The organism is Kribbella sp. NPDC003505, from assembly GCF_040610875.1.
In the GTDB taxonomy this organism is placed as follows: domain Bacteria; phylum Actinomycetota; class Actinomycetes; order Propionibacteriales; family Kribbellaceae; genus Kribbella.
Genome location: NZ_JBEXNA010000012.1, coordinates 120,584 through 138,277, shown reverse-complemented (window position 1 = coordinate 138,277; position 17,694 = coordinate 120,584). Strand labels below are relative to the sequence as shown.

Genomic DNA, 17,694 nt, shown 5'->3' with positions numbered 1-17,694 from the left:
CAGGTTAATGCTTTCACCATGAGCAGGGAAGGGCGTACGACGCTTCGGGACGTGGCTGCGGCCGCGGGCGTTTCCGTGGCCACGTGTTCGTACGTGCTGAGCGGCCGCGCGGACCGGACCACGCCGCTCCCCGAGCCGACGCGGAGGCGGGTGGAGGAGGCTGCCCGGCGGCTCGGGTACAAGGGCAACACCGCCGCGCGGAGCCTGCGCCGGCAGCGGTCGGAGTTGATCGCGATCGTGTACGCACCGCCGGTCGGACCGTGGCTGGACCATCTGACCGCGCAGTCCGAGGACATCGCCGCCACCCGCGGCTACTCGGTGATCGGGGTCCCGGTACGGCGCCTCGACCGGGCCGCCCAGTCACTGCGGGTCATCACCCGTGGCCACGTCGACGGGGCGATCTTCGTCGGCGGTCTGAGCGACGAACTCGACCTCACCGCCGCCCGCCGGTCCACCCGGGCGCTGATGGCCTTCAGCGACACCCTCGACATGCCGGGCGTCGACGTCGTCCGGAACAACGCCCGGACGGCGCTCGCCGAGGCCACCACGTACCTCATCGACGCCGGCCGCACCCGGATCGCGTTCCTGTCCCACACCGGCGCCCACGAGGACCGCTACCTGGGGTACGTCGACGCGCTCCGCCGGGCCGGCCGCGAGGTGGATCCCGGCCTGGTGCGGATCGGTGCGGCCGCCCGTGAGGACGCGGTCCGGGTGGTGCGCGAACTGCTCGACTCCCCGAACCCTCCGGACGCGATCGTCTCGGAGTCCGACCGCGGCGGGTTCGCCGCCCTCCAGGCCGCGGCCGACCGGGGTGTGAAGGTGCCGGACGACCTGGCCGTGATCGGTACCGGCAACACCCGGGAGGCGTCGTACTCCCAGCCGCCGCTGACCAGCGTCGGCATGCACCAGCTCGACTTCACCGAGATGGTCGAGGCGCTGTTCGCCCGCATCGACGATCCGCAGCGCCCGGCCCGGGAGCTCTCGATGCCCTGGGTGCTGAACCGCCGCGCGTCCGCCTGACCGCTCTTCATTTCCCCGCACGCCGCCGTTCGAAAGGTTTGTCATGCCCTCCGTCAATCGCCGCACGTTCCTGCAGCTCGGTCTCGGCGCCACCGTTCTCGGCGCCGTCGGCTGCTCGCCCGCGAAACCCGCCTCACAGAAGGCCGACAGCCGGACGTTCACGATCTACTGGAACGCCGGCCACGGGTACCAGGCCTACAAGGAGGTGATCGACCAGTTCGGCAAGGACCACGACCTGCAGATGAACTGGCAGAAGTTCCAGTGGCCGGACCTGACCACGAAGCTGACCGCGGATTTCCGTTCCGGAAACGTTCCGGACCTGGTTGAGGAGGTTTCCGCCGGCACCGGAACGCAGTACGGGCTGGCTGGCAACGTGCTGGCGCTGGACGATTTCGCGGCGCGGACAAGGAATTCGGTTTTCCGGGTGATTTCCTGGACCAGGCCGTCGTGGCCCGCCAGTACGAGGGCAAGACGTACTCGATCCCGCTGCACCTGACGGCGAACGGCCTGCTGTTCTACAACAAGCAACTGCTGTCCGCGGCCGGGTTCGACAAGCCGCCGTCGACCTGGGACGAGTTCCTCGAGGTGGCCAAGGCGACCACCAAGGACAAGGTGTCCGGCTGCTCGCTGAACTCGGACCCGAGCTACGCGGCGCCGTTCTACAACCAGCAGAAGGTCGACTTCAGCGACGCCGGCGCGAAGCAGTTCATGATGCCCGCCGACGGCGCGCTGCACGCGATGCAGTGGATGCAGGACCTGATCTACACCCACAAGGTCTCCCCCGCGCCGGTCGCGACCACCGACTACTCAGGTCCGCAGAAACTGTTTTCCGCCAACCGCGCGGCGATGTTCGTCTCCGGGCCGTGGGACATCGGCCCGATCCGCCAGGGCAGCCCGGACATCGAGCTCGGTCTCGCCGTGCCGCTGACCGGCACCGTACAGTCCGCCGCGATGGCCGGCTCCGGCCTGATGATCCCGGCGAAGGCCAAGGACCCGAAGCTGTCCTGGGAGCTGATCACGAAGCTCGCCGCCGTGCAGGTCGAGCTCGCCGCGACCAAGGAAGCCGGGATGTCGATGCCCCGCAAGAGCTGGGCCGCCGACCCCGCCGTGGCCGCGGACCCGAACCTCGCGACGATCGCCAAGGCCCTTGCGGTGGTGGCGAAACAGGATGTCGCGCTGTCCGCGAGCGGCAAGGCCGCGCAGATCAACGAGCTGTGGAAGAAGGCCTACCAGCAGATGATCATCCAGCACGCGCCGGTCGGGCCGGCGCTGGACGACTTCCGCAAGCAGGCCGGGGCTGCGCTGTGATCCGTCGCCGTCAGGCGCTGACCGCATGGCTGTTCCTCACCCCGGCCGTGCTGTTCTTCGTCCTGCTGTTCTTCCTCCCGATCGGCAACCAGTTGCTGACCGGCCTGTACGACGCCGACGGCGCGTTCGCCGGCCTCGGCAACTTCACCCGCGCCTTCGGTGACCCGGAGGTCCTGCACTCGTTCCTGATCACGCTCGCCTACGCGGCCGGGACCCTGGTCGTCGGTACGGCGGTGGGCCTCGGGCTGGCCGTGATCCTCAACGAGTCGCTGCGCGGCCGGACGTTGTTCCGCTCGGTGCTGCTGATCCCGTACCTGACGTCGGTCTCGATCATCGGCCTGCTCTGGCGGAACATCCTGGATCCGCAGGTCGGCATCCTCAACCGGCTGCTCGAGGCGGCCGGACTGCCCGGACAGACCTGGCTCAGCACCCACCCGCTGGCGACGATCGTCGGGATCACCGTCTGGTCGAGCGCCGGCTACACGATGGTGCTGTTCCTCGCCGGTCTGCAAGGCATTCCGGGCCTGTACTACGAGGCCGCCCGGATCGACGGCGCCGGCCCGTGGCGGCGGTTCTTCGCGATCACGCTGCCGCTGCTCGCCCCGACGACGCTGTTCGTGTCGATCATCGGGCTGATCAGCACACTGCAGCAGTTCGCGCTGCCGTACATCGTCACCGGCGGCGGTCCAGGCAACGCGACCTCGCTGTACGCGCACCGGCTGTTCATCGTCGCGTTCAACGACAACGACTTCGGCTACGCGTCGGCGCTCTCGTTGCTGCTGCTGGTCGTCGTCCTGATCCTGTCCCTGGTGCAGCTGCGGATCGGAGACCGGGCCGATGCGTGAACGACTCTTCCCCGGCGACCGCGTCGCGGCGTACGTCGTCCTGGTCGCGCTCGGCCTGGTGACGGTGCTACCGCTGCTGTACATGATCGTGCTCGCGCTGCAGTCCGACGGCGAGGTGCAGTCCGGGGACCCGGTGCTGTGGCCGGATCAGCTGCAGTGGCAGAACTTCACCCGGCTGTTCGAGGCCGCGCCGTTCGGGCGGTTCTTCGTGAACAGTTTCGTGATGGCCGGCGCGATCACGGTCTCGCACCTGGTCTTCGACCCGCTGGTCGGCTACGTGTTCGCGAAGCTGGACTTCCCCGGCAAGCGGATCGCGTTCGTCGCGGTGCTGTCGACGCTGATGGTGCCGTTCTTCGTCCGGATGCTGCCGATCTACTCGATCTTCGCGAGCCTGGGCTGGATCGACAGCTATCAGGGCCTGATCGTGCCGTTCCTGATGGATGCCTACGGCATCTTCTTGATGCGGCAGTTCATCCGGCCGCTGCCGGACGAGCTGATCGAGGCGGCCCGGGTGGACGGCGCCGGCGAGTTCCGGATCTACCTGCGGGTGATCCTCCCGCAGTGCAAGCCGGCCCTGGCGGTGCTCGGCCTGTTCACGTTCGTCTTCCAGTGGAACGAGTTCCTCTGGCCGCTGATCGCCACCAGCCGCACCGAGATGCGCACGCTGCCGATCGGTCTGACCCTGTTCAACCAGGAGTACTTCACGCAGTGGAACCTGACCGCCGCCGGCGCGCTGATCCTGTTCGTGCCGACCGCGATCTTCTTCGTGATCACCCAGAAGTTCCTGGTGGCGGGCATCGCCCTGTCCGGACTGAAATGAGACTGCTTGATGCGCCCCAATGTGATCGTCTTCTTCACCGACCAGCAACGCTGGGACACCGTCGGCGCGGCCGGGTGCCCTCTCGGGCTGACCCCCAACCTCGACCTGATGGCCCGCCGCGGCACGTTCTTCGAGACCGCCTGCACCACCAACCCGGTGTGCGCGCCGGCTCGGGCGGCGATGCAAACCGGAATGTTTCCGACCAACACCGGCGTTTTCCGCAACAACGTTCCGTTGCCGACCGACGCGCCGACCCTGGGCCGGCTGTTCGGCGACGCGGGCTACCAGACCGCGTACATCGGCAAGTGGCACCTGGGCACGCAGGATCCGGTGCCTGCCGCGGAGCAGGCCGGGTACGAGTACTGGCTGGCGTCCAACCTGCTAGAGTTCACCTCGGACGCCTATCGGACGGTGGTCTACGACGGAAACGGGGAACCCGTCTTCCTGCCCGGCTACCGCCCGGACGCGCTGACCGACGCCGCCATCCGTTACGTCACCCGCGCGTCGGCCGACGACCGGCCGTTCATGCTCTTCCTCTCGCTGATCGAGCCGCACCACCAGAACGAGCACGACGACTACCCGGCGCCGGACGTCTATCGCGACACCTACACCGGCGCGTGGTTGCCGCCCGACCTGGCAACACTCCCCGGTACGGCGCACCAGCACGCGGCCGGGTACTACGGCCAGATCAAGCGGGTGGACGAATGCCTCGGCCGGCTGCGCGACGCACTGGCGAGTCTCGACCTCACCGACGACACACTTCTGCTCTACACCTCTGACCACGGCTCGCACTTCAAGACGCGGAACAGCGAGTACAAGCGCTCACCTCACGACGGGTCGGTCCGGGTGCCGCTGGTGGTCGAGGGGCCTGGGTACCGCGGTGGCTCGCGGGTGACCGTACCGGTGAGCACCGTCGACGTCGTACCGACGCTGCTGGACGCCGCGGGGATCGAGCTGCCCGACCAGCTCGACGGTGTGCCGCTGCGGGAGTCCCGCCGCGACGCGGTGCTGATCCAGGTCAGCGAGTCCGAGGTCGGCCGCGCGCTGCGGACCCGGCGGTGGAAGTACTACGTGCACGCGCCAGGGGCCGGCGACGTACCGGGCGCCGCGGAATACACCGAGCGGGCGTTGTACGACCTGGACGCGGACCCGTACGAGCTCGACAACCTGATCGACAGCATCAACCACCAGGAGGTAGCCGCCGAGCTGCGGGACCGGCTCGTCGACGAGATCGCCGGGATCGAAGGACAGCCCGTGACGGTGTCGGCGTACCCGGAGCCTCGCGACCGCGGGCGGTTTCCGGAAACCACGGTCCGCCGCCTGAAGCTGGACGGCCGCCGGCTGGAGTAGCGGGATTGGAAACGGCCCCGGGCGGACAGTGTGGTCTCGATCCGGGGCCGTTCGGCGCCTCTGGGACTACGACGCGGCCGGAGCGGCTGCCGGTTCCTTCAGGTGGGTGATGAGGTCGTCGGCCTGGCCGCGGGCGCGGATCATGGCCAGGTGGTCGATGTAGTCGCGGGACTCCACGATCAGGCCGTCGCGGACGCGCAGGACGAAGATCGCCGGGACCCGGAACGGCTCGCCGGTGGCCAGGATCGTGCCGGCGTACTCGAACTCCGCCACGATCACCTCGGGGTCCGTCGTCTCGTGGACGCGGATGTTCTCGGGCTGGAAGCGCACCACCTCGGTGACCTTCGGGCCGACGCCGCCGAAATGCTCGCGGAGCGCGTCCCGGCTGAGCAGCGGGTGGTCGCCGTACGGGTTCATCGGGTGCCGGACGTCGGTCTGCTCGGCGTACAACTGCGGCAGCACGGCGAAGTCGCGGTCGGCGACGCCGTGCACCAGCTTCAGGAAGACCTCTTCAGGCGTCATCGGATTCCTCACGGGGATTAAACGGAGTGACGACTTCGAATATATGGAGTCACGACTTCGTTTACAACCTGGGGATGGTTCGCGGCGTCTCCTAGGCTGAGGACGACGGAGGGGAGCTGGGGTGCGAGCAGACGCACGGGACAACCGGGCCAGGATCATGACCGCCGCGGACGACGTCTTCGGGCGGTCGCCGGGGGCGTCCACCGACGACGTGGCCAAGCTGGCCGGGGTCGGGATCGCCACCGTCTTCCGGCACTTCGCGACCAAGACCGAGCTCCTCGAGGCGGTCTTGACGCTCCGCCTGGAGCGGATCCGGGACCGCGCGCTGGAGCTGACCGGCAGCGACGACCCCGGGACGGCGTTCTTCGAGTTCTTCACCCAGGTGGTGGCCGAGTCCGAGTCGAAGCTGGCGATCGCCGAGGCGCTGACCGCCGCGGGCGCGGCCGCCGGTGAGGAGGCGCAGGAGGCCGGCCGCGGGATGCGGGCGGCGTTCGATGGGCTGCTGATCGCGGCCCAGAAGGCGGGCGCGGTCCGGGCGGATGCCGAGATGCCCGAGGTGTACGCGCTGCTAACCGGAGCGTCCCGCGGCGCGACCGCGGCGAAGCTCGACGCGGAGACCCGCGATCGGATGCTCGCGCTGATCTACGACGGCCTGAAGCCGCGCCCGTGAAGCGTGCCCTTGAGCGTGCACTGAAGATCGTCGTCGTCCTGCTCCTGCTCGTGATCCTCCCGCTCGGGGCGTACGCGATCTCGTTGCGCGTGCAGTTCACCGGCGACCCGTCGGCGCGGACCCGCAACCAGGACGCGTTGTGGCTCGGTCACGCCTGGGTCGACGGCAGGAAGACCGCCGCCGACGTGACCGCGCTGGCGCAGCGGTTGCAGGGCACCGGCATCCGCGACCTGTACGTGCACGCCGGCCCGCTGGAACACGACGGCTCGTTGCCGTTGGCAAAGGTCTCGCCGAAGGCGCGCTGGTTCGTCGACGCGGTCCGTGCCGCGGCCCCCGGCGTCCGCGTCCAGGCGTGGCTCGGTGACGTCGTCCAACCGGGCAAGGACCCGGGCATGAACCTCGACGACGCGGCGGTCCGCCGGCGGGTCGTGGAGTCGGCGTCCGCCGTTCTGCAGCAGGGTTTCCAGGGTATCCACTACGACTTCGAGCCGGTACGGTCCGGCTCCGCGGGGTACCTCGCCGTACTGGACGAGACGCGAGCGCTCGGTACGACGTTGTCGGTCGCCGCGGCGCAGATCGACCCGCTCTGGTACCTGCATGCGATCCCGGTCGACAAGTGGTGGTCGCAGGACTACTTCCGTCAGGTCGCCGAACGCGTCAACCAGATCGCCGTCATGTCCTACGACACCGCACTGCCTCTGGAGTCCCTGTACGGCGGCTATGTCGCCAAGCAGACCAAGTTGGCGCTGGAGGTCACTCCGCCGACCACAGACCTCCTGATGGGCCTCCCGGCGTACTGGGAGAACAACGCCGTGCACTGGGGCGACGCAGAGACAGTCAGCGCAGCTGTCCGCGGCGCACGCCTCGGTCTGGGCGACTCGCCCCGTCAGAACTTCGGCCCGGCCTTGTACGTCGACTTCGCGGCAACTGACGAGCACTGGGCGGCGTACCGCGACGGCTGGTGCGTGGCGCCCTAGAACGGGTTCCAGCGGGTCAGAGCGAGGATGAGTCCGCAGACCGCGACGTAGACCGCGTTGATGAGCAGCACCGGCGACGGTCGACTGGTGACGGGCTCCTCCGGCAGGCCGGTGTGGGAGCGCAGCCGGAGCGTCTCGAACACTGCGGCGACTTGGGCCAGGTCCTTGTCCGCGATGCCGCCGACGACGTGCCAGTCGTCCCCCGCTTCCAAACTCACTGCCTCGTCCTCGACCTCGACCGACTCCACGGTCCGCCAGGACAGACGCCGGTCGGTCCACCCGGTGCGGATCCACAGGTCGGTCGCGGTCGCAGTCACGCGGAACATGGCCCGTGAGCCGAGCGAATGCACCGACTGCGCGCCGACCAGGGTCGCCATGAACGCGGCGTACCACTCACCCCAGTTCGCGAACGCCCCGACGGCGAGCGGCCCCACGAGCAGTACGGCGATCAGCGCCGGCAGGCTCCACCAGGACCTGGCCTGCAGCGGGACCTCCCAGGGCAGGGTCGGCACCGCTCGGGCCGGCTCGACCGGCGCAGCGGTCGGTGTGTCCTCGTCGGGCGGGAAGTCCATCGGCAGGCCCTGGACCTGCTCGGTGCGCCACGGAACCCTCCGGGGCGCACGGAACGGGCTGACCGGGCGAAGCACCTGGTCGCCGAACACGATCGTCGGCCAACTGCCCTCGACCAGGTCACCGACCAGCCGTGCGTCTCCGCGGTACTGCTTGAGCGTCTCCGCCCACTCCCGCTTGAGCTTGGCCGGCGCACCCGCCTCGTCCTCGTCCAGCGCAGTGAAGGCGTCGAGCAGCCGCAGGTCGCTCTCGTCGTCGTCCAACTCGGCGTCGAGAAAGCCCAGCAGAACGGCACCATCCGCCGATCGGACCGCGAACGCGGAGGACGCATCCGGCTCGATCCGCACCGGTAGAGCCTGTCCGCTCCACGACCTGCGCGGGCGGCCCCTGCGGAGCTGGAGGTCGCGCAGTACTAACAGAAACGCCAGTGTCCCGGCCCCACCGGCGACGGTGTACCAGTACGTGTTGTCGGCAGGCTCTGCGCGCAGCCGGAGCCAGTGCGCGTCGGCGGGGTCAACCAGGACCGGCACCTGCGCGCCGATCTCGTAGTCGTCCAGAACGGACGCGGCGTGGCTGGTGCCGTCGGGCAACTGGAGGACGAGCTCGCCGTCGTCGTTCATGCCCTTCGCGATCGCGATCTGCTCGACGGCACGTCGTACGTGGGTCTCCTCGCGCTGGTCCATCCAGTGCAGCAGGCCGAGCGCGACGGCGCCGACCAGCACCAAGCCGAAAGCGACGAGCAGCCGGCCGGTCAGGCCGATCGCTGCGGCCGGGGGAACCTGCACTTGCTGCCGGGGCAGCCGCCCGGACAGCAAGCGCTGGCTGCGGCGGCTGCTGAAGATCCAGACCAGCAGCGCGGCGCACAGCACGCCGTAGATCGTCCAGCCGACCCGCGCGCTGCCGACGTCGTCGTACCGGAGGTCGACGACCATGAACAGCACACCTGCCAGCGCTGCGACGATCGGCTGCCACCACAGGAGGACCAGCGACGCGAAGCAGGCGATGACGCCGAACGAGAACGTCAGATCCGGGCCGCAGACCGACGGGTCGTCGGCCGAGCACCGGCCGGTGTCACCGATGAACGAGGCTGTGATCGCCCCGAGCCAGACCACCGGCAGAAACCACCGGTAGGTCCAGCTCGGCACCACAGTGCTCGCCCAGCGAGCAGCCGTATCGCCTGTCACCAGAGAACTGTAAGGGTCAGCGTGCCCGTTCCACGCGGCCTTCGTCCCAGACCGGCTCGTCGGGCTCGTAGACCGAGCCGTCGGCGCCGAACACCAGGTAACGGTCGAAGCCCCGGGCGAACCAGCGGTCGTGGGTCACTGCGAGGACCGTGCCGTCGAAGGAGTCCAGCCCCTCCTCCAGAGCCTCGGCCGACTCGACGTCCAGGTTGTCGGTGGGCTCGTCGAGCAGCAGCAGAGTCGCACCGGACAGCTCCAGCAGCAGGATCTGGAAACGGGCCTGCTGACCGCCGGACAGGCTGTCGAAGGTCTGCTCGGCCGCATGCGCCAGCTCGTACCGGTCCAGCTTGCGCGAGGCCAGCTCACGCCCCATGCCGTCCCGGTGGTCGTCACCGCGGTGCAGGATCTCCAACAGCGTCCGGCCGACCAGCTCCGGGTGCTCGTGCGTCTGCGCGAACCAGCCGGGCCGCACCCGCGCACCGAGCTTCGCCTTGCCGGTGTGCGCCACGGACGCGATCTGGACGTCGCCGACGGGCTGGTGCTCCACGTCCGGATCCGAACCGCCGTTCGCGAGCAGCCGCAGAAAGTGCGACTTGCCGGAGCCGTTCGACCCCAGGACCGCGACGCGTTCGCCGTACCAGACCTCCAGGTCGAAGGGCTTCATCAGCCCGGTCAGCTCAAGCTGTGTGCACACCACGGCTCGCTTGCCGGTGCGGCCGCCGGTCAGACGCATGCTGACCTTCTGCTCGCGCGGCAGGGCCTGCGGCGGGCCGGCCTCCTCGAACTTGCGCAGCCGCGTCTGTGCGGCGCGGTAGCGCGACGCCATGTCGGAGTTGTACGCGGCTTTCTGCTTGTACATCAGCATCTGTGCGCGCAGCTTGGCGTGCTCCTCGTCCCAGCGCTTGCGCAGTTCCTCGAAACGCTCGAACCGGTGCCGCCGGGCCTCGTGGTACGTCGCGAACCCGCCGCCGTGCGTCCACGCGGTGTTTCCCGCGGCGCCGAGCTCCACGGTGACGATCCGGGTGGCGGTGTTGGCCAGCAGCTCCCGGTCGTGGCTGATGTACAGCACGGTCTTGTCGGAGCCACGCAGCTGCTCCTCGAGCCACCGCTTCCCCGGTACGTCGAGGTAGTTGTCCGGCTCGTCCAGCATCAGCACCTCGTCCGGACCGCGCAGCAACGCCTCCAGCACGAGCCGCTTCTGCTCACCGCCGGACAGCGTCTTCACCTCACGCCAGCGACAGCGGTCGAACGGCACGCCGAGCGCAGCCGTCGTACAGACGTCCCAGAGGACCTCGGCGTCGTACCCACCGACCTCGCCCCAGTCCGCGACCGCCTGCGCGTACCGCAACTGGGTCTTCTCGTCGTCGGCCTCCATCATCGCCAGCTCGGCCTTGTCCAGCTTGGCCGCGGCCTGCTGGATCGCCTCCGGCGCGACGCCGAGGAGCAGGTCCCGCACGGTCGACTCGTCCCGCACCGAGCCGACGAACTGGCGCATCACGCCCAGCCCGCCGGACCGCGAGATGCTGCCGCTGTGCGGTTTCAGGTCACCGGCGATGATCCTGGTCAGCGTGGTCTTCCCGGAGCCGTTGGCACCGACCAGCGCCACCTTCGCACCGTCACCGACCCGGAACGTGACGTCGTCCAGCAACACCCGCCCGTCCGGCAGCTCGTACCCGATCCCGGCGACATCCACGTGACCCATTCCCCCAGTCTGACGGGACCGGCAAGCCCCACGCGAGCGGTTATCGTGACGCCCGTGCTGTCCGTCCCCGGCCCGGAGATCCTGCCTGGCACCCGCGAGTACGAGTGGGTCGCGAGCGTCGTCGCCGCGGTCGAGCGTCGTACCGGCAGGCCGTCGCAGTGGGACCGGCGGTTGTTCGAGGAGACCAGCGGAGTGTTCGCCGCGGCGACCCCGAACGGCCCGATGACGGTCAGCCGGAAGCACGTCCTCGACCCGGTGCTGCGCGGGTACGACGCGCCGGAAGAGCTGAGCTACCACGATCACCAGCTGATCCGGCTCGCCACGGCCGTCGTCATCCACGAGACCGACCATCACCAGGCAGAGCTCGGCGATCCGGCCGCACCCGATGCGATTCGGCAACTCGGCCCCGCGGACATGGCGCTCAGCGAAGGATTCGCGGAGCTGAAGGCGAGGCGCCTCACGACGGCGGTGATGGAAGACACCGGCATGGATCGGGCGGTCCCCGGGAGCATCCAGGCGCGGATCGGCTCGGTGTACCCGGGCTACCGGGGAAGCGTCGAGGGCGTCGCGCTCGGCCTGCAGGAACTCACCGGCCGGCCGCGCCACGAGATCGTCTCTGCGATCCAGGACGCACCGCGGCTGCAGCGCTACAACGCCATGGCGGACCTGCTCATCGACGCCCGCCTGGACGGCCTGATGCCTCCGGAGCACCGGTCCCAGGTCCGGCTGGCGCTCACCCGCCCGCTGCTCGACGAAGTCGCCGCGATGACCGAGCACGAGTCACCGACCGGCGACCAGCGGGCGCTCGACAACCTGGGACACGAACACGCGGAGCGTGCCTTGCGTACCGTGGAACAGCAGTTGGCGGGGATCGAGCAGCACTACCGCGCACACGGTGACCATCCACCGCGGATGCCGATGTCGGCGCAGGAGCGGGCGCAGGTCCAGCGCATCGAGGCGTACTACGGCCGGCCGTCCCTCGACCTGGAAACCACCCATCTGCGGCAGTTCCTCGACTCCGGCGCCCACTCCGGCCTGGCGAGTGGCGGGACCGCGGCCAGCGGCGGGGCAGCAGGAGCAGCAGCGTCGGGTGCCGCGGCCGCGGCCCGCTCCGCCTGGCGGCTGCCGCCCTCCAATGGCGGACAGGCCCGCTAGGCGACCCTCTGGCGAGGAATGATCGAGGGCGTCCTGAGGTGAGGGAAAGGTACGGATGGACGCGTATCGCGAGGCACAGCGGCTGTACGGCGAAGCGACGATGTCGGCTGCCCAGGGACAGGACCGGATCGCCGAGCTGGAGCAGGCACTGCAGCGGATCGGGCAGTCGGTCCCGCACGCCGCGGCTGACCAGCGGGCCGCCGTTCTGCTGATGAACAGCTCACTCGCGGAGCAGCTCGCCGGCCTCGCGGAGGACAGCCGGTAACGAGCTCGTCCGACGCGGTCCGGAGATCCTGCCCGGCACCTGGGAGTACGAGTGGGTCGCGTCGGTCGTCGCCAAGGCCGCCGAGTACGCCGGCCGCGACTCGCACTGGAACGGGAAGTTATACGAGCAGGACGGTGACATCAGCGGGATCTACCACACCGACGGCAGCATGACGATCAGCCGCAAGCACGTGCTCGACCCGGCACGGGCCGTCTACGCGGCGGAGCAGACCCCGACCCGCGACGAGCGGTGGGCGGCCTCGAGCGCGACCGAGATGGCGGTCTTCCAGGCCCGGCTCTCGCTGTCGGAGTTCGGTGACGAGTCGGCGCCGGGTGCGACGGCGAACGGATCGTGGGAGGACCTCGCACTCGAGCGGGGCATGGCCGACGAGTTCACCCAGCAGTACGTTGGCCGGATCTCCGAGGCTCTGACCGAGCACTCCTTGCCGCACGGCCACATGTCCCCGTTCCCGGCGTACACGGCGGCCACCAGCTGGCTCATGTACCCGCAGGCAGGCGCCACCGAGCACCTGACCGGGCCACTGCGGCGCGGGCTCGGCGGACTGGCGATGACCGTGCACAGCCGGCTCACGGATCCGGGTTTGAAGTTCAGATGGGGCGACAGTTCGGCGGAGTGGACGGCGCTGGAGTTCGAGGCGAATCTCGACACCATCAAGGACCACTACGAGTCCTGGAACGCCGAGCACCCCGGCGTGGAGCCGCCGGAGCTGCCGGACTCGGCGCTGGAGACGTTCCGGGACCGTGAGGACGAGGTCCGGCAGATCTGGGCCGAGGCCGGCTGGCCGGCGCAGCGTCCGGTCCGTCAAGAAGCCGGACCGCGGCGTCGAGTGAGCTACCAGTCCTTCAGCGCGCTCAGGTACGTACCACCGGACGGGCGGACCGAGTCCTTCATGAACAGCTTCAGCGGCCCGGAGAACAGACCGTAGGTGTGCGTGCCGGTGAAGAAGCCGGCGTCCGTGCAGCCGTCGTACACCACCCAGATCTCCTTGACGCCACTTGCCGTGGCGAAGCGCAGAGCGATCGCCTCGGACGGCTTGGTAACCTGTGGCGCGCACTTGAAGACCGGTAGCTGCGGATTCCGCTCCGGGAGCACCTTGATCGCATCGACCACCTGTTGCGCCACCGCGCCGTCGAACTGCATCTGTCCGAGCAGACCGCCCTGCCCTGTGCTGTAGCGGCACGCGGTCAGACCCGTCACCGGGGTGTTCAGGTCGAGCCCGGTCCCGGTCGGTACATCGCTCGGCCCGGCGATCTGCTGGATCGGATGCTGAGCCGGACAGGCGGTGTTCTCCGCCGCGTTCGGCTGGACGCCCTGCGAGGTCCGCCCCGGGGCCACCGCCTTGCCTTCGCCGGCCGAGTCGCTGTGGCTCGTGGCGACCGGCGAATCACCGCCCACTACGTTCCAGACGCCGCCCACTGCTGCCGCCACCAGGACCGCGGCGGCCGCCACCGACATCGCTTGGCGGCGGCGGTGCACCCGCCGACGGGCCTCCCGTGCCAGACCGGTCGCCTGCATCCCCTGCGTGTCCGCGTGGCCCTGGAGCGCCGAGGTGATCTTGGGGCCGAGCTCCCGCTCAGGATCGTGCTCAGGCATTCTCGGCTCCTTCCGTCCCTCGTTCGCTGCTCAGTGTGGTCTTCAGCGCTGCCAGTGCGCGGTGCACATGCGAGCGGGCGGTCGCTTCCGCGCAGTGCAGCAGCTGGGCGATCTCGGCGTACGACAGCTCCTCGTAGAACCGCAGTACGACGGCTGCCCGCTGCTTGTCCGGGAGCGTCGCGCACAAGGCCCAGATGGCCTCCGACTCGGCGCGCGCCGCCGTACCATCCCCGACGGCTCGTGCGGTGCGGACCGGGTCGTCCACCGGCGCCTCACGCCGGCGGAACCTCCGCCACCAGGAGATGTGCGCGTTCACCACCATGCGCTTCACGTACGCCTCGGGGTCGTCGGCGCGGCTCACCCGCGTCCAGCGCGCACAGGCTGTGGTCAGAGCGTCCTGTACGGCGTCCTCGGCCAGATTCGCGTCGCCGGTGAGGACGTAGGCGAACCGCAGCAGGGCATCGGCCTTCTCGGTGACCCATGCCTCGAAGTCGAGCGGCTCCGTCCGCACCTCCGCTGCCGCCAAGACTGCCTCCATACCGCTCAGGACGCGGACGGACCCGCGTTCGTTGCACGCAGTACCCGGAAGCCCTTCGCGCTGGCGATCCGCTCGCAGGGGTAGCCCTGGTCGGTCATCCAGCGCTGGAGCGAGTCGCCGCCCAAGTTCTTTCCGACGACGAACCATCCCACGCCGCCGGGAGCAAGCCGGCTCAGCCAGCGCAGCAGCATCTTGTGGAGTTCGGGTTTGCCGATGTGGATCGCCGGGTTCGACCAGATCTGGTCGAACCGCACGTCGTCGGGTACGTCGTCCGGCAGCGCCGCGCGGACGCGATCCGCGACGCCGGCCGCCTCCGCGTTCACGTGGGTGAGCTCCAGCGCGCGGTTGTTCACGTCGACCGCCCACACCGTCGCTTCCGGGGCTTCCACCGCCAGCGCGCAGGCGATGGGTCCGTAGCCGGCCCCCAGGTCGAGAAAGGTCCCCGGCCCGGTCGGCGGCTCCACCGAGCGCAGCAGCACCGACGTACCGATGTCCAGGCGGTCCCGGGAGAACACTCCGGTCGCCGTGGTGAAGACATAGGGCCGTCCCCAGATCCGGGCCTCGACGGTGCGCCGTACGTCCGCCGACTGCGGATCCGCCGAGAAGAAGTGGTCACCCACGCTGATGCACCTCTCCCCTGACCTGACGGGCCTGCAGAGCCCGCGCGGCCAGCTCGTCGTCTGCCGGGTAGCGCACTTCCTCCAGTGTCAGCCCATGCGCCGGCAGCACGGACACCGCGGAGTCCCGCACCTTGCCGGCCAGCACCGCGGCGGGCCAGGAGACATCCCGGCGTCCGTCGCCCACGGGGATCATCGAGCCCACCAGGGCCCGCACCATGGAGTGACAGAACGCATCTGCGATCACAGTGCCTTCCAGCTGCCCAACACCCGTCCGCTGCCAAGAGAACTCCAGCAAGGCCCGCACTGTGCTGGCACCCTCCCGCTTCTTGCAGAACGCCGCGAAGTCGTGCTCCCCGAGCAGACCGGCGGCGGCTGCGTTCATACGATCCACATCCATCGGACGGCCCACCCGCAGGACATGTCCCCGGGTGAGCGGGTCCCAGCCGGCCGGGTCGTCGCACAGCCGGTACACGTAGCGGCGCGCCAGGGCCGAGAACCGGGCGTCAAAGCCCTCTGGAGCCGCCGTAACGGCCGTGACAGCTATATCCGCGGGCAGGACGCCGTTCAGCCCTCTGAGAAGCCTCAGCGGGTCCACAGCGCCGTCTGTGTCCACATGAGTGACCTGCCCGCGGGCGTGCACCCCGGTGTCCGTCCGGCCGGCACAGGTCACAGTCACCGGCTCCGGCAGCCGCAGTACGACGCGGACCGCTTCCTCGAGCTCGCCCTGCACGGTACGGAGACCTTCCTGACGGGCCCACCCGTGGAAGGCCGCTCCGTCATACCTGAGGTCGATCCGCCAGCGCACACGGCAATCTAACGCAACAGAGCCCCCTCACCGTGCGGTGAGGGGGCTCTGCGCTGACTACGAGCGAATGACTTACTTGTCGTCCGTCTTCGCGTCCTCGGTCGTGGTGTCCTCGGCGACGACGTCCTGGACCTTCTCGTCCTGGACGTCCTCGACCTTGGCCTCGTCCTGCGGCTCGTCGGCCTTCTCCTCGGCCTTCGGAGCGGCCGCCTTCTTGGCCGGAGCCTTCTTCGCGGCGGTCTTCTTGGCCTTCGGGCTGTCGGCCAGGGCCTCGACCAGCTCGATCTTCACCATCGGGGCGTTGTCGCCCTTGCGCGGGCCGAGCTTGGTGATCCGGGTGTAGCCACCCGGACGGTCGGCGTACCGCTCGCCGATCTCGGTGAAGAGCACGTGCACGACGCTCTTGTCCTTGATCCGCTTCATCACCTGGCGGCGCGAGTTCAGGTCACCACGCTTCGCCTTGGTGATCATCTGCTCCGCCAGCGGCTGCAGGCGCTTGGCCTTGGCCGCGGTGGTGGTGATGGCGCCGTGCTCGAACAGCGACGTCGCGAGGTTGCTGAGGATCAGCTTCTCGTGCGCCGGGCTGCCGCCCAGCCGGGCACCCTTGGTGGGGGTAGGCATCTCATAACTCCAGGAATCTCAGGCTCGTCGAGCCGTGGGGATACGGCCCGACGGGCCTTTTGGTCAGCTCAGTACTGCTCGGTCTCGGCGAAGCTCTCGTCCTCGTCGTCCGCCTCGTTGCCGTAGGCACCGGACGCGGCGCGGAGGTCGAACCCGGGCGGGGAGTCCTTCAGCGACAGGCCCATCTCGGCCAGCTTCAGCTTGACCTCGTCGATCGACTTGGAGCCGAAGTTCCGGATGTCCAGCAGGTCCTGCTCGCTGCGCGAGATCAGCTCACCCACGGTGTGGATGCCCTCGCGCTTGAGGCAGTTGTACGACCGGACGGTCAGCTGCAGGTCCTCGACCGGCAGCGCCAGGTCGGCGGCCATCTGCTCGTCGACCGGCGACGGGCCGATGTCGATGCCCTCGGCCTCGACGTTCAGCTCGCGGGCCAGGCCGAACAGCTCGACCAGCGTCTTACCGGCCGACGCGACGGCGTCGCGGGGCAGCATCGACGGCTTGGTCTCGACGTCGACCACCAGGCGGTCGAAGTCGGTGCGCTGCTCGACACGGGTGGCCTCGACCTTGTAGGTGACCTTGAGCACCGGCGAGTAGATCGAGTCGACCGGCATCCGGCCGATCTCCGCGTCGGCGGACTTGTTCTGGACGGCGGACACGTAGCCGCGGCCCCGCTCGACGACCAGCTCCATCTCGAGCCGGCCCTTCTCGTTCAGGGTGGCGATCTTCAGGTCCGGGTTGTGCACCTCGACACCGGCCGGCGGCGCGATGTCGGCGGCGGTGACGTCACCGGGGCCCTGCTTGCGCAGGTACATGGTGACCGGCTCGTCGTGCTCGGAGGAGACGACCAGGTCCTTCAGGTTCAGGATCAGCTGGGTGGCGTCTTCCTTGACCCCGGCAACGGTGGAGAACTCGTGCAGGACACCGTCGATCTTGATGCTGGTGACGGCCGCCCCCGGGATGGAGGACAGCAGGGTCCGGCGGATCGAGTTGCCGAGGGTGTAACCGAAGCCCGGCTCCAGCGGCTCGATCACGAACCGCGAGCGGTACTCGTCGACGACCTCTTCGGTCAGGGTGGGGCGCTGTGCGATAAGCAACTTCTTGTTCCTTCTGT

20 protein-coding genes are annotated in these 17,694 nt (G+C 69.3%); 11 read left to right on the top strand and 9 right to left on the bottom strand.

Annotated elements, in window-relative coordinates:
* Positions 1–18 precede the first annotated feature (18 nt).
* Genes ABZX12_RS33720 through ABZX12_RS33695 form a run of 6 tightly spaced genes read left to right on the top strand, consistent with a single transcriptional unit; the run spans position 19 to position 5,343 of the window.
* Positions 19–1,020: a substrate-binding domain-containing protein gene (locus tag ABZX12_RS33720; protein ID WP_355699482.1), complete on the top strand. Its 1,002-nt coding sequence runs from the start codon at positions 19–21 to the stop codon at positions 1,018–1,020.
* A gap of 43 nt (positions 1,021–1,063) precedes the next feature.
* Entirely contained in the window at positions 1,064–1,516 is a 453-nt protein-coding gene (locus tag ABZX12_RS33715) for an ABC transporter substrate-binding protein (protein ID WP_355699481.1), read from the top strand.
* Positions 1,468–2,328: an extracellular solute-binding protein gene (locus ABZX12_RS33710; RefSeq protein ID WP_355699480.1), complete on the top strand. Its 861-nt coding sequence runs from the start codon at positions 1,468–1,470 to the stop codon at positions 2,326–2,328. The genes ABZX12_RS33715 and ABZX12_RS33710 overlap by 49 nt, the downstream gene beginning before the upstream one ends.
* Entirely contained in the window at positions 2,325–3,173 is an 849-nt protein-coding gene (locus tag ABZX12_RS33705) for a sugar ABC transporter permease (protein ID WP_355699479.1), read from the top strand. The genes ABZX12_RS33710 and ABZX12_RS33705 overlap by 4 nt, the downstream gene beginning before the upstream one ends.
* Positions 3,166–3,993, top strand: coding sequence for a carbohydrate ABC transporter permease (locus tag ABZX12_RS33700; protein ID WP_355699478.1), 828 nt, complete (start codon positions 3,166–3,168; stop codon positions 3,991–3,993). The genes ABZX12_RS33705 and ABZX12_RS33700 overlap by 8 nt, the downstream gene beginning before the upstream one ends.
* Positions 3,994–4,002: 9 nt before the next feature.
* A complete protein-coding gene (locus ABZX12_RS33695; protein ID WP_355699477.1) occupies positions 4,003–5,343 on the top strand; it encodes a sulfatase-like hydrolase/transferase in 1,341 nt (446 codons plus the stop codon).
* A gap of 66 nt (positions 5,344–5,409) precedes the next feature.
* Here the strand turns inward: ABZX12_RS33695 and ABZX12_RS33690 are convergent, their stop codons facing one another.
* Positions 5,410–5,865, bottom strand: coding sequence for a nuclear transport factor 2 family protein (locus tag ABZX12_RS33690; protein ID WP_355699476.1), 456 nt, complete (start codon positions 5,863–5,865; stop codon positions 5,410–5,412).
* A gap of 121 nt (positions 5,866–5,986) precedes the next feature.
* Between ABZX12_RS33690 and ABZX12_RS33685 the strand changes: the two genes are divergently transcribed.
* Positions 5,987–6,535 (top strand): helix-turn-helix domain-containing protein, encoded by a 549-nt coding sequence (locus ABZX12_RS33685; protein ID WP_355699475.1) that lies wholly within the window; start codon positions 5,987–5,989, stop codon positions 6,533–6,535.
* Positions 6,532–7,512 (top strand): hypothetical protein, encoded by a 981-nt coding sequence (locus ABZX12_RS33680; RefSeq protein ID WP_355699474.1) that lies wholly within the window; start codon positions 6,532–6,534, stop codon positions 7,510–7,512. Before ABZX12_RS33685 ends, ABZX12_RS33680 begins: the two co-directional genes overlap by 4 nt.
* Here the strand turns inward: ABZX12_RS33680 and ABZX12_RS33675 are convergent.
* The gene (locus tag ABZX12_RS33675) at positions 7,509–9,266 is read right to left on the bottom strand and encodes a hypothetical protein (RefSeq protein WP_355699473.1); all 1,758 of its coding nucleotides are present in this window, start codon (positions 9,264–9,266) and stop codon (positions 7,509–7,511) included. The two genes, ABZX12_RS33680 and ABZX12_RS33675, sit on opposite strands and share 4 nt — an antisense overlap.
* Positions 9,267–9,282: 16 nt before the next feature.
* Complete coding sequence (locus ABZX12_RS33670) at positions 9,283–10,965, bottom strand: ATP-binding cassette domain-containing protein (RefSeq protein WP_355699472.1); 1,683 nt, start codon at positions 10,963–10,965, stop codon at positions 9,283–9,285.
* Between the two features lie 54 nt (positions 10,966–11,019).
* Between ABZX12_RS33670 and ABZX12_RS33665 the strand changes: the two genes are divergently transcribed.
* The 3 genes from ABZX12_RS33665 (at position 11,020) to ABZX12_RS33655 (ending at position 13,331) form a co-directional block, all read left to right on the top strand.
* Positions 11,020–12,120: a hypothetical protein gene (locus ABZX12_RS33665; RefSeq protein WP_355699471.1), complete on the top strand. Its 1,101-nt coding sequence runs from the start codon at positions 11,020–11,022 to the stop codon at positions 12,118–12,120.
* A gap of 55 nt (positions 12,121–12,175) precedes the next feature.
* On the top strand, positions 12,176–12,385 hold the full coding sequence (locus ABZX12_RS33660; RefSeq protein ID WP_355699470.1) for a hypothetical protein: 210 nt from the start codon (positions 12,176–12,178) through the stop codon (positions 12,383–12,385).
* A 169-nt stretch (positions 12,386–12,554) separates the two neighbouring features.
* Positions 12,555–13,331 (top strand): hypothetical protein, encoded by a 777-nt coding sequence (locus ABZX12_RS33655; protein WP_355699469.1) that lies wholly within the window; start codon positions 12,555–12,557, stop codon positions 13,329–13,331.
* Here the strand turns inward: ABZX12_RS33655 and ABZX12_RS33650 are convergent.
* The 6 genes from ABZX12_RS33650 to ABZX12_RS33625 form a co-directional block, all read right to left on the bottom strand.
* Complete coding sequence (locus ABZX12_RS33650; protein WP_355699468.1) at positions 13,238–13,999, bottom strand: hypothetical protein; 762 nt, start codon at positions 13,997–13,999, stop codon at positions 13,238–13,240. The two genes, ABZX12_RS33655 and ABZX12_RS33650, sit on opposite strands and share 94 nt — an antisense overlap.
* Complete coding sequence (locus ABZX12_RS33645) at positions 13,992–14,525, bottom strand: SigE family RNA polymerase sigma factor (RefSeq protein ID WP_355699467.1); 534 nt, start codon at positions 14,523–14,525, stop codon at positions 13,992–13,994. The genes ABZX12_RS33650 and ABZX12_RS33645 overlap by 8 nt, the downstream gene beginning before the upstream one ends.
* 17 nt (positions 14,526–14,542) lie before the next feature.
* On the bottom strand, positions 14,543–15,157 hold the full coding sequence (locus ABZX12_RS33640; protein WP_355699466.1) for a methyltransferase: 615 nt from the start codon (positions 15,155–15,157) through the stop codon (positions 14,543–14,545).
* Positions 15,150–15,962: a tRNA pseudouridine(38-40) synthase TruA gene (gene truA / locus ABZX12_RS33635; RefSeq protein WP_355699465.1), complete on the bottom strand. Its 813-nt coding sequence runs from the start codon at positions 15,960–15,962 to the stop codon at positions 15,150–15,152. The genes ABZX12_RS33640 and truA overlap by 8 nt, the downstream gene beginning before the upstream one ends.
* Before the next feature lie 72 nt (positions 15,963–16,034).
* Positions 16,035–16,583 (bottom strand): 50S ribosomal protein L17, encoded by a 549-nt coding sequence (gene rplQ, locus ABZX12_RS33630; RefSeq protein ID WP_355699464.1) that lies wholly within the window; start codon positions 16,581–16,583, stop codon positions 16,035–16,037.
* A gap of 68 nt (positions 16,584–16,651) precedes the next feature.
* Positions 16,652–17,677, bottom strand: coding sequence for a DNA-directed RNA polymerase subunit alpha (locus tag ABZX12_RS33625; RefSeq protein ID WP_130384620.1), 1,026 nt, complete (start codon positions 17,675–17,677; stop codon positions 16,652–16,654).
* Positions 17,678–17,694: the final 17 nt, after the last annotated feature.

Coding starts and splice junctions, on each gene's coding strand:
- ABZX12_RS33720 (WP_355699482.1), top strand. CDS start 19: ATGAGCAGGGAAGGGCGTACGACGCTTCGGGACGTGGCTGCGGCCGCG.
- ABZX12_RS33715 (WP_355699481.1), top strand. CDS start 1,064: ATGCCCTCCGTCAATCGCCGCACGTTCCTGCAGCTCGGTCTCGGCGCC.
- ABZX12_RS33700 (WP_355699478.1), top strand. CDS start 3,166: ATGCGTGAACGACTCTTCCCCGGCGACCGCGTCGCGGCGTACGTCGTC.
- ABZX12_RS33695 (WP_355699477.1), top strand. CDS start 4,003: ATGCGCCCCAATGTGATCGTCTTCTTCACCGACCAGCAACGCTGGGAC.
- ABZX12_RS33690 (WP_355699476.1), bottom strand. CDS start 5,865: ATGACGCCTGAAGAGGTCTTCCTGAAGCTGGTGCACGGCGTCGCCGAC.
- ABZX12_RS33670 (WP_355699472.1), bottom strand. CDS start 10,965: ATGGGTCACGTGGATGTCGCCGGGATCGGGTACGAGCTGCCGGACGGG.
- ABZX12_RS33660 (WP_355699470.1), top strand. CDS start 12,176: ATGGACGCGTATCGCGAGGCACAGCGGCTGTACGGCGAAGCGACGATG.
- ABZX12_RS33655 (WP_355699469.1), top strand. CDS start 12,555: ATGACGATCAGCCGCAAGCACGTGCTCGACCCGGCACGGGCCGTCTAC.
- ABZX12_RS33650 (WP_355699468.1), bottom strand. CDS start 13,999: ATGCCTGAGCACGATCCTGAGCGGGAGCTCGGCCCCAAGATCACCTCG.
- rplQ (WP_355699464.1), bottom strand. CDS start 16,583: ATGCCTACCCCCACCAAGGGTGCCCGGCTGGGCGGCAGCCCGGCGCAC.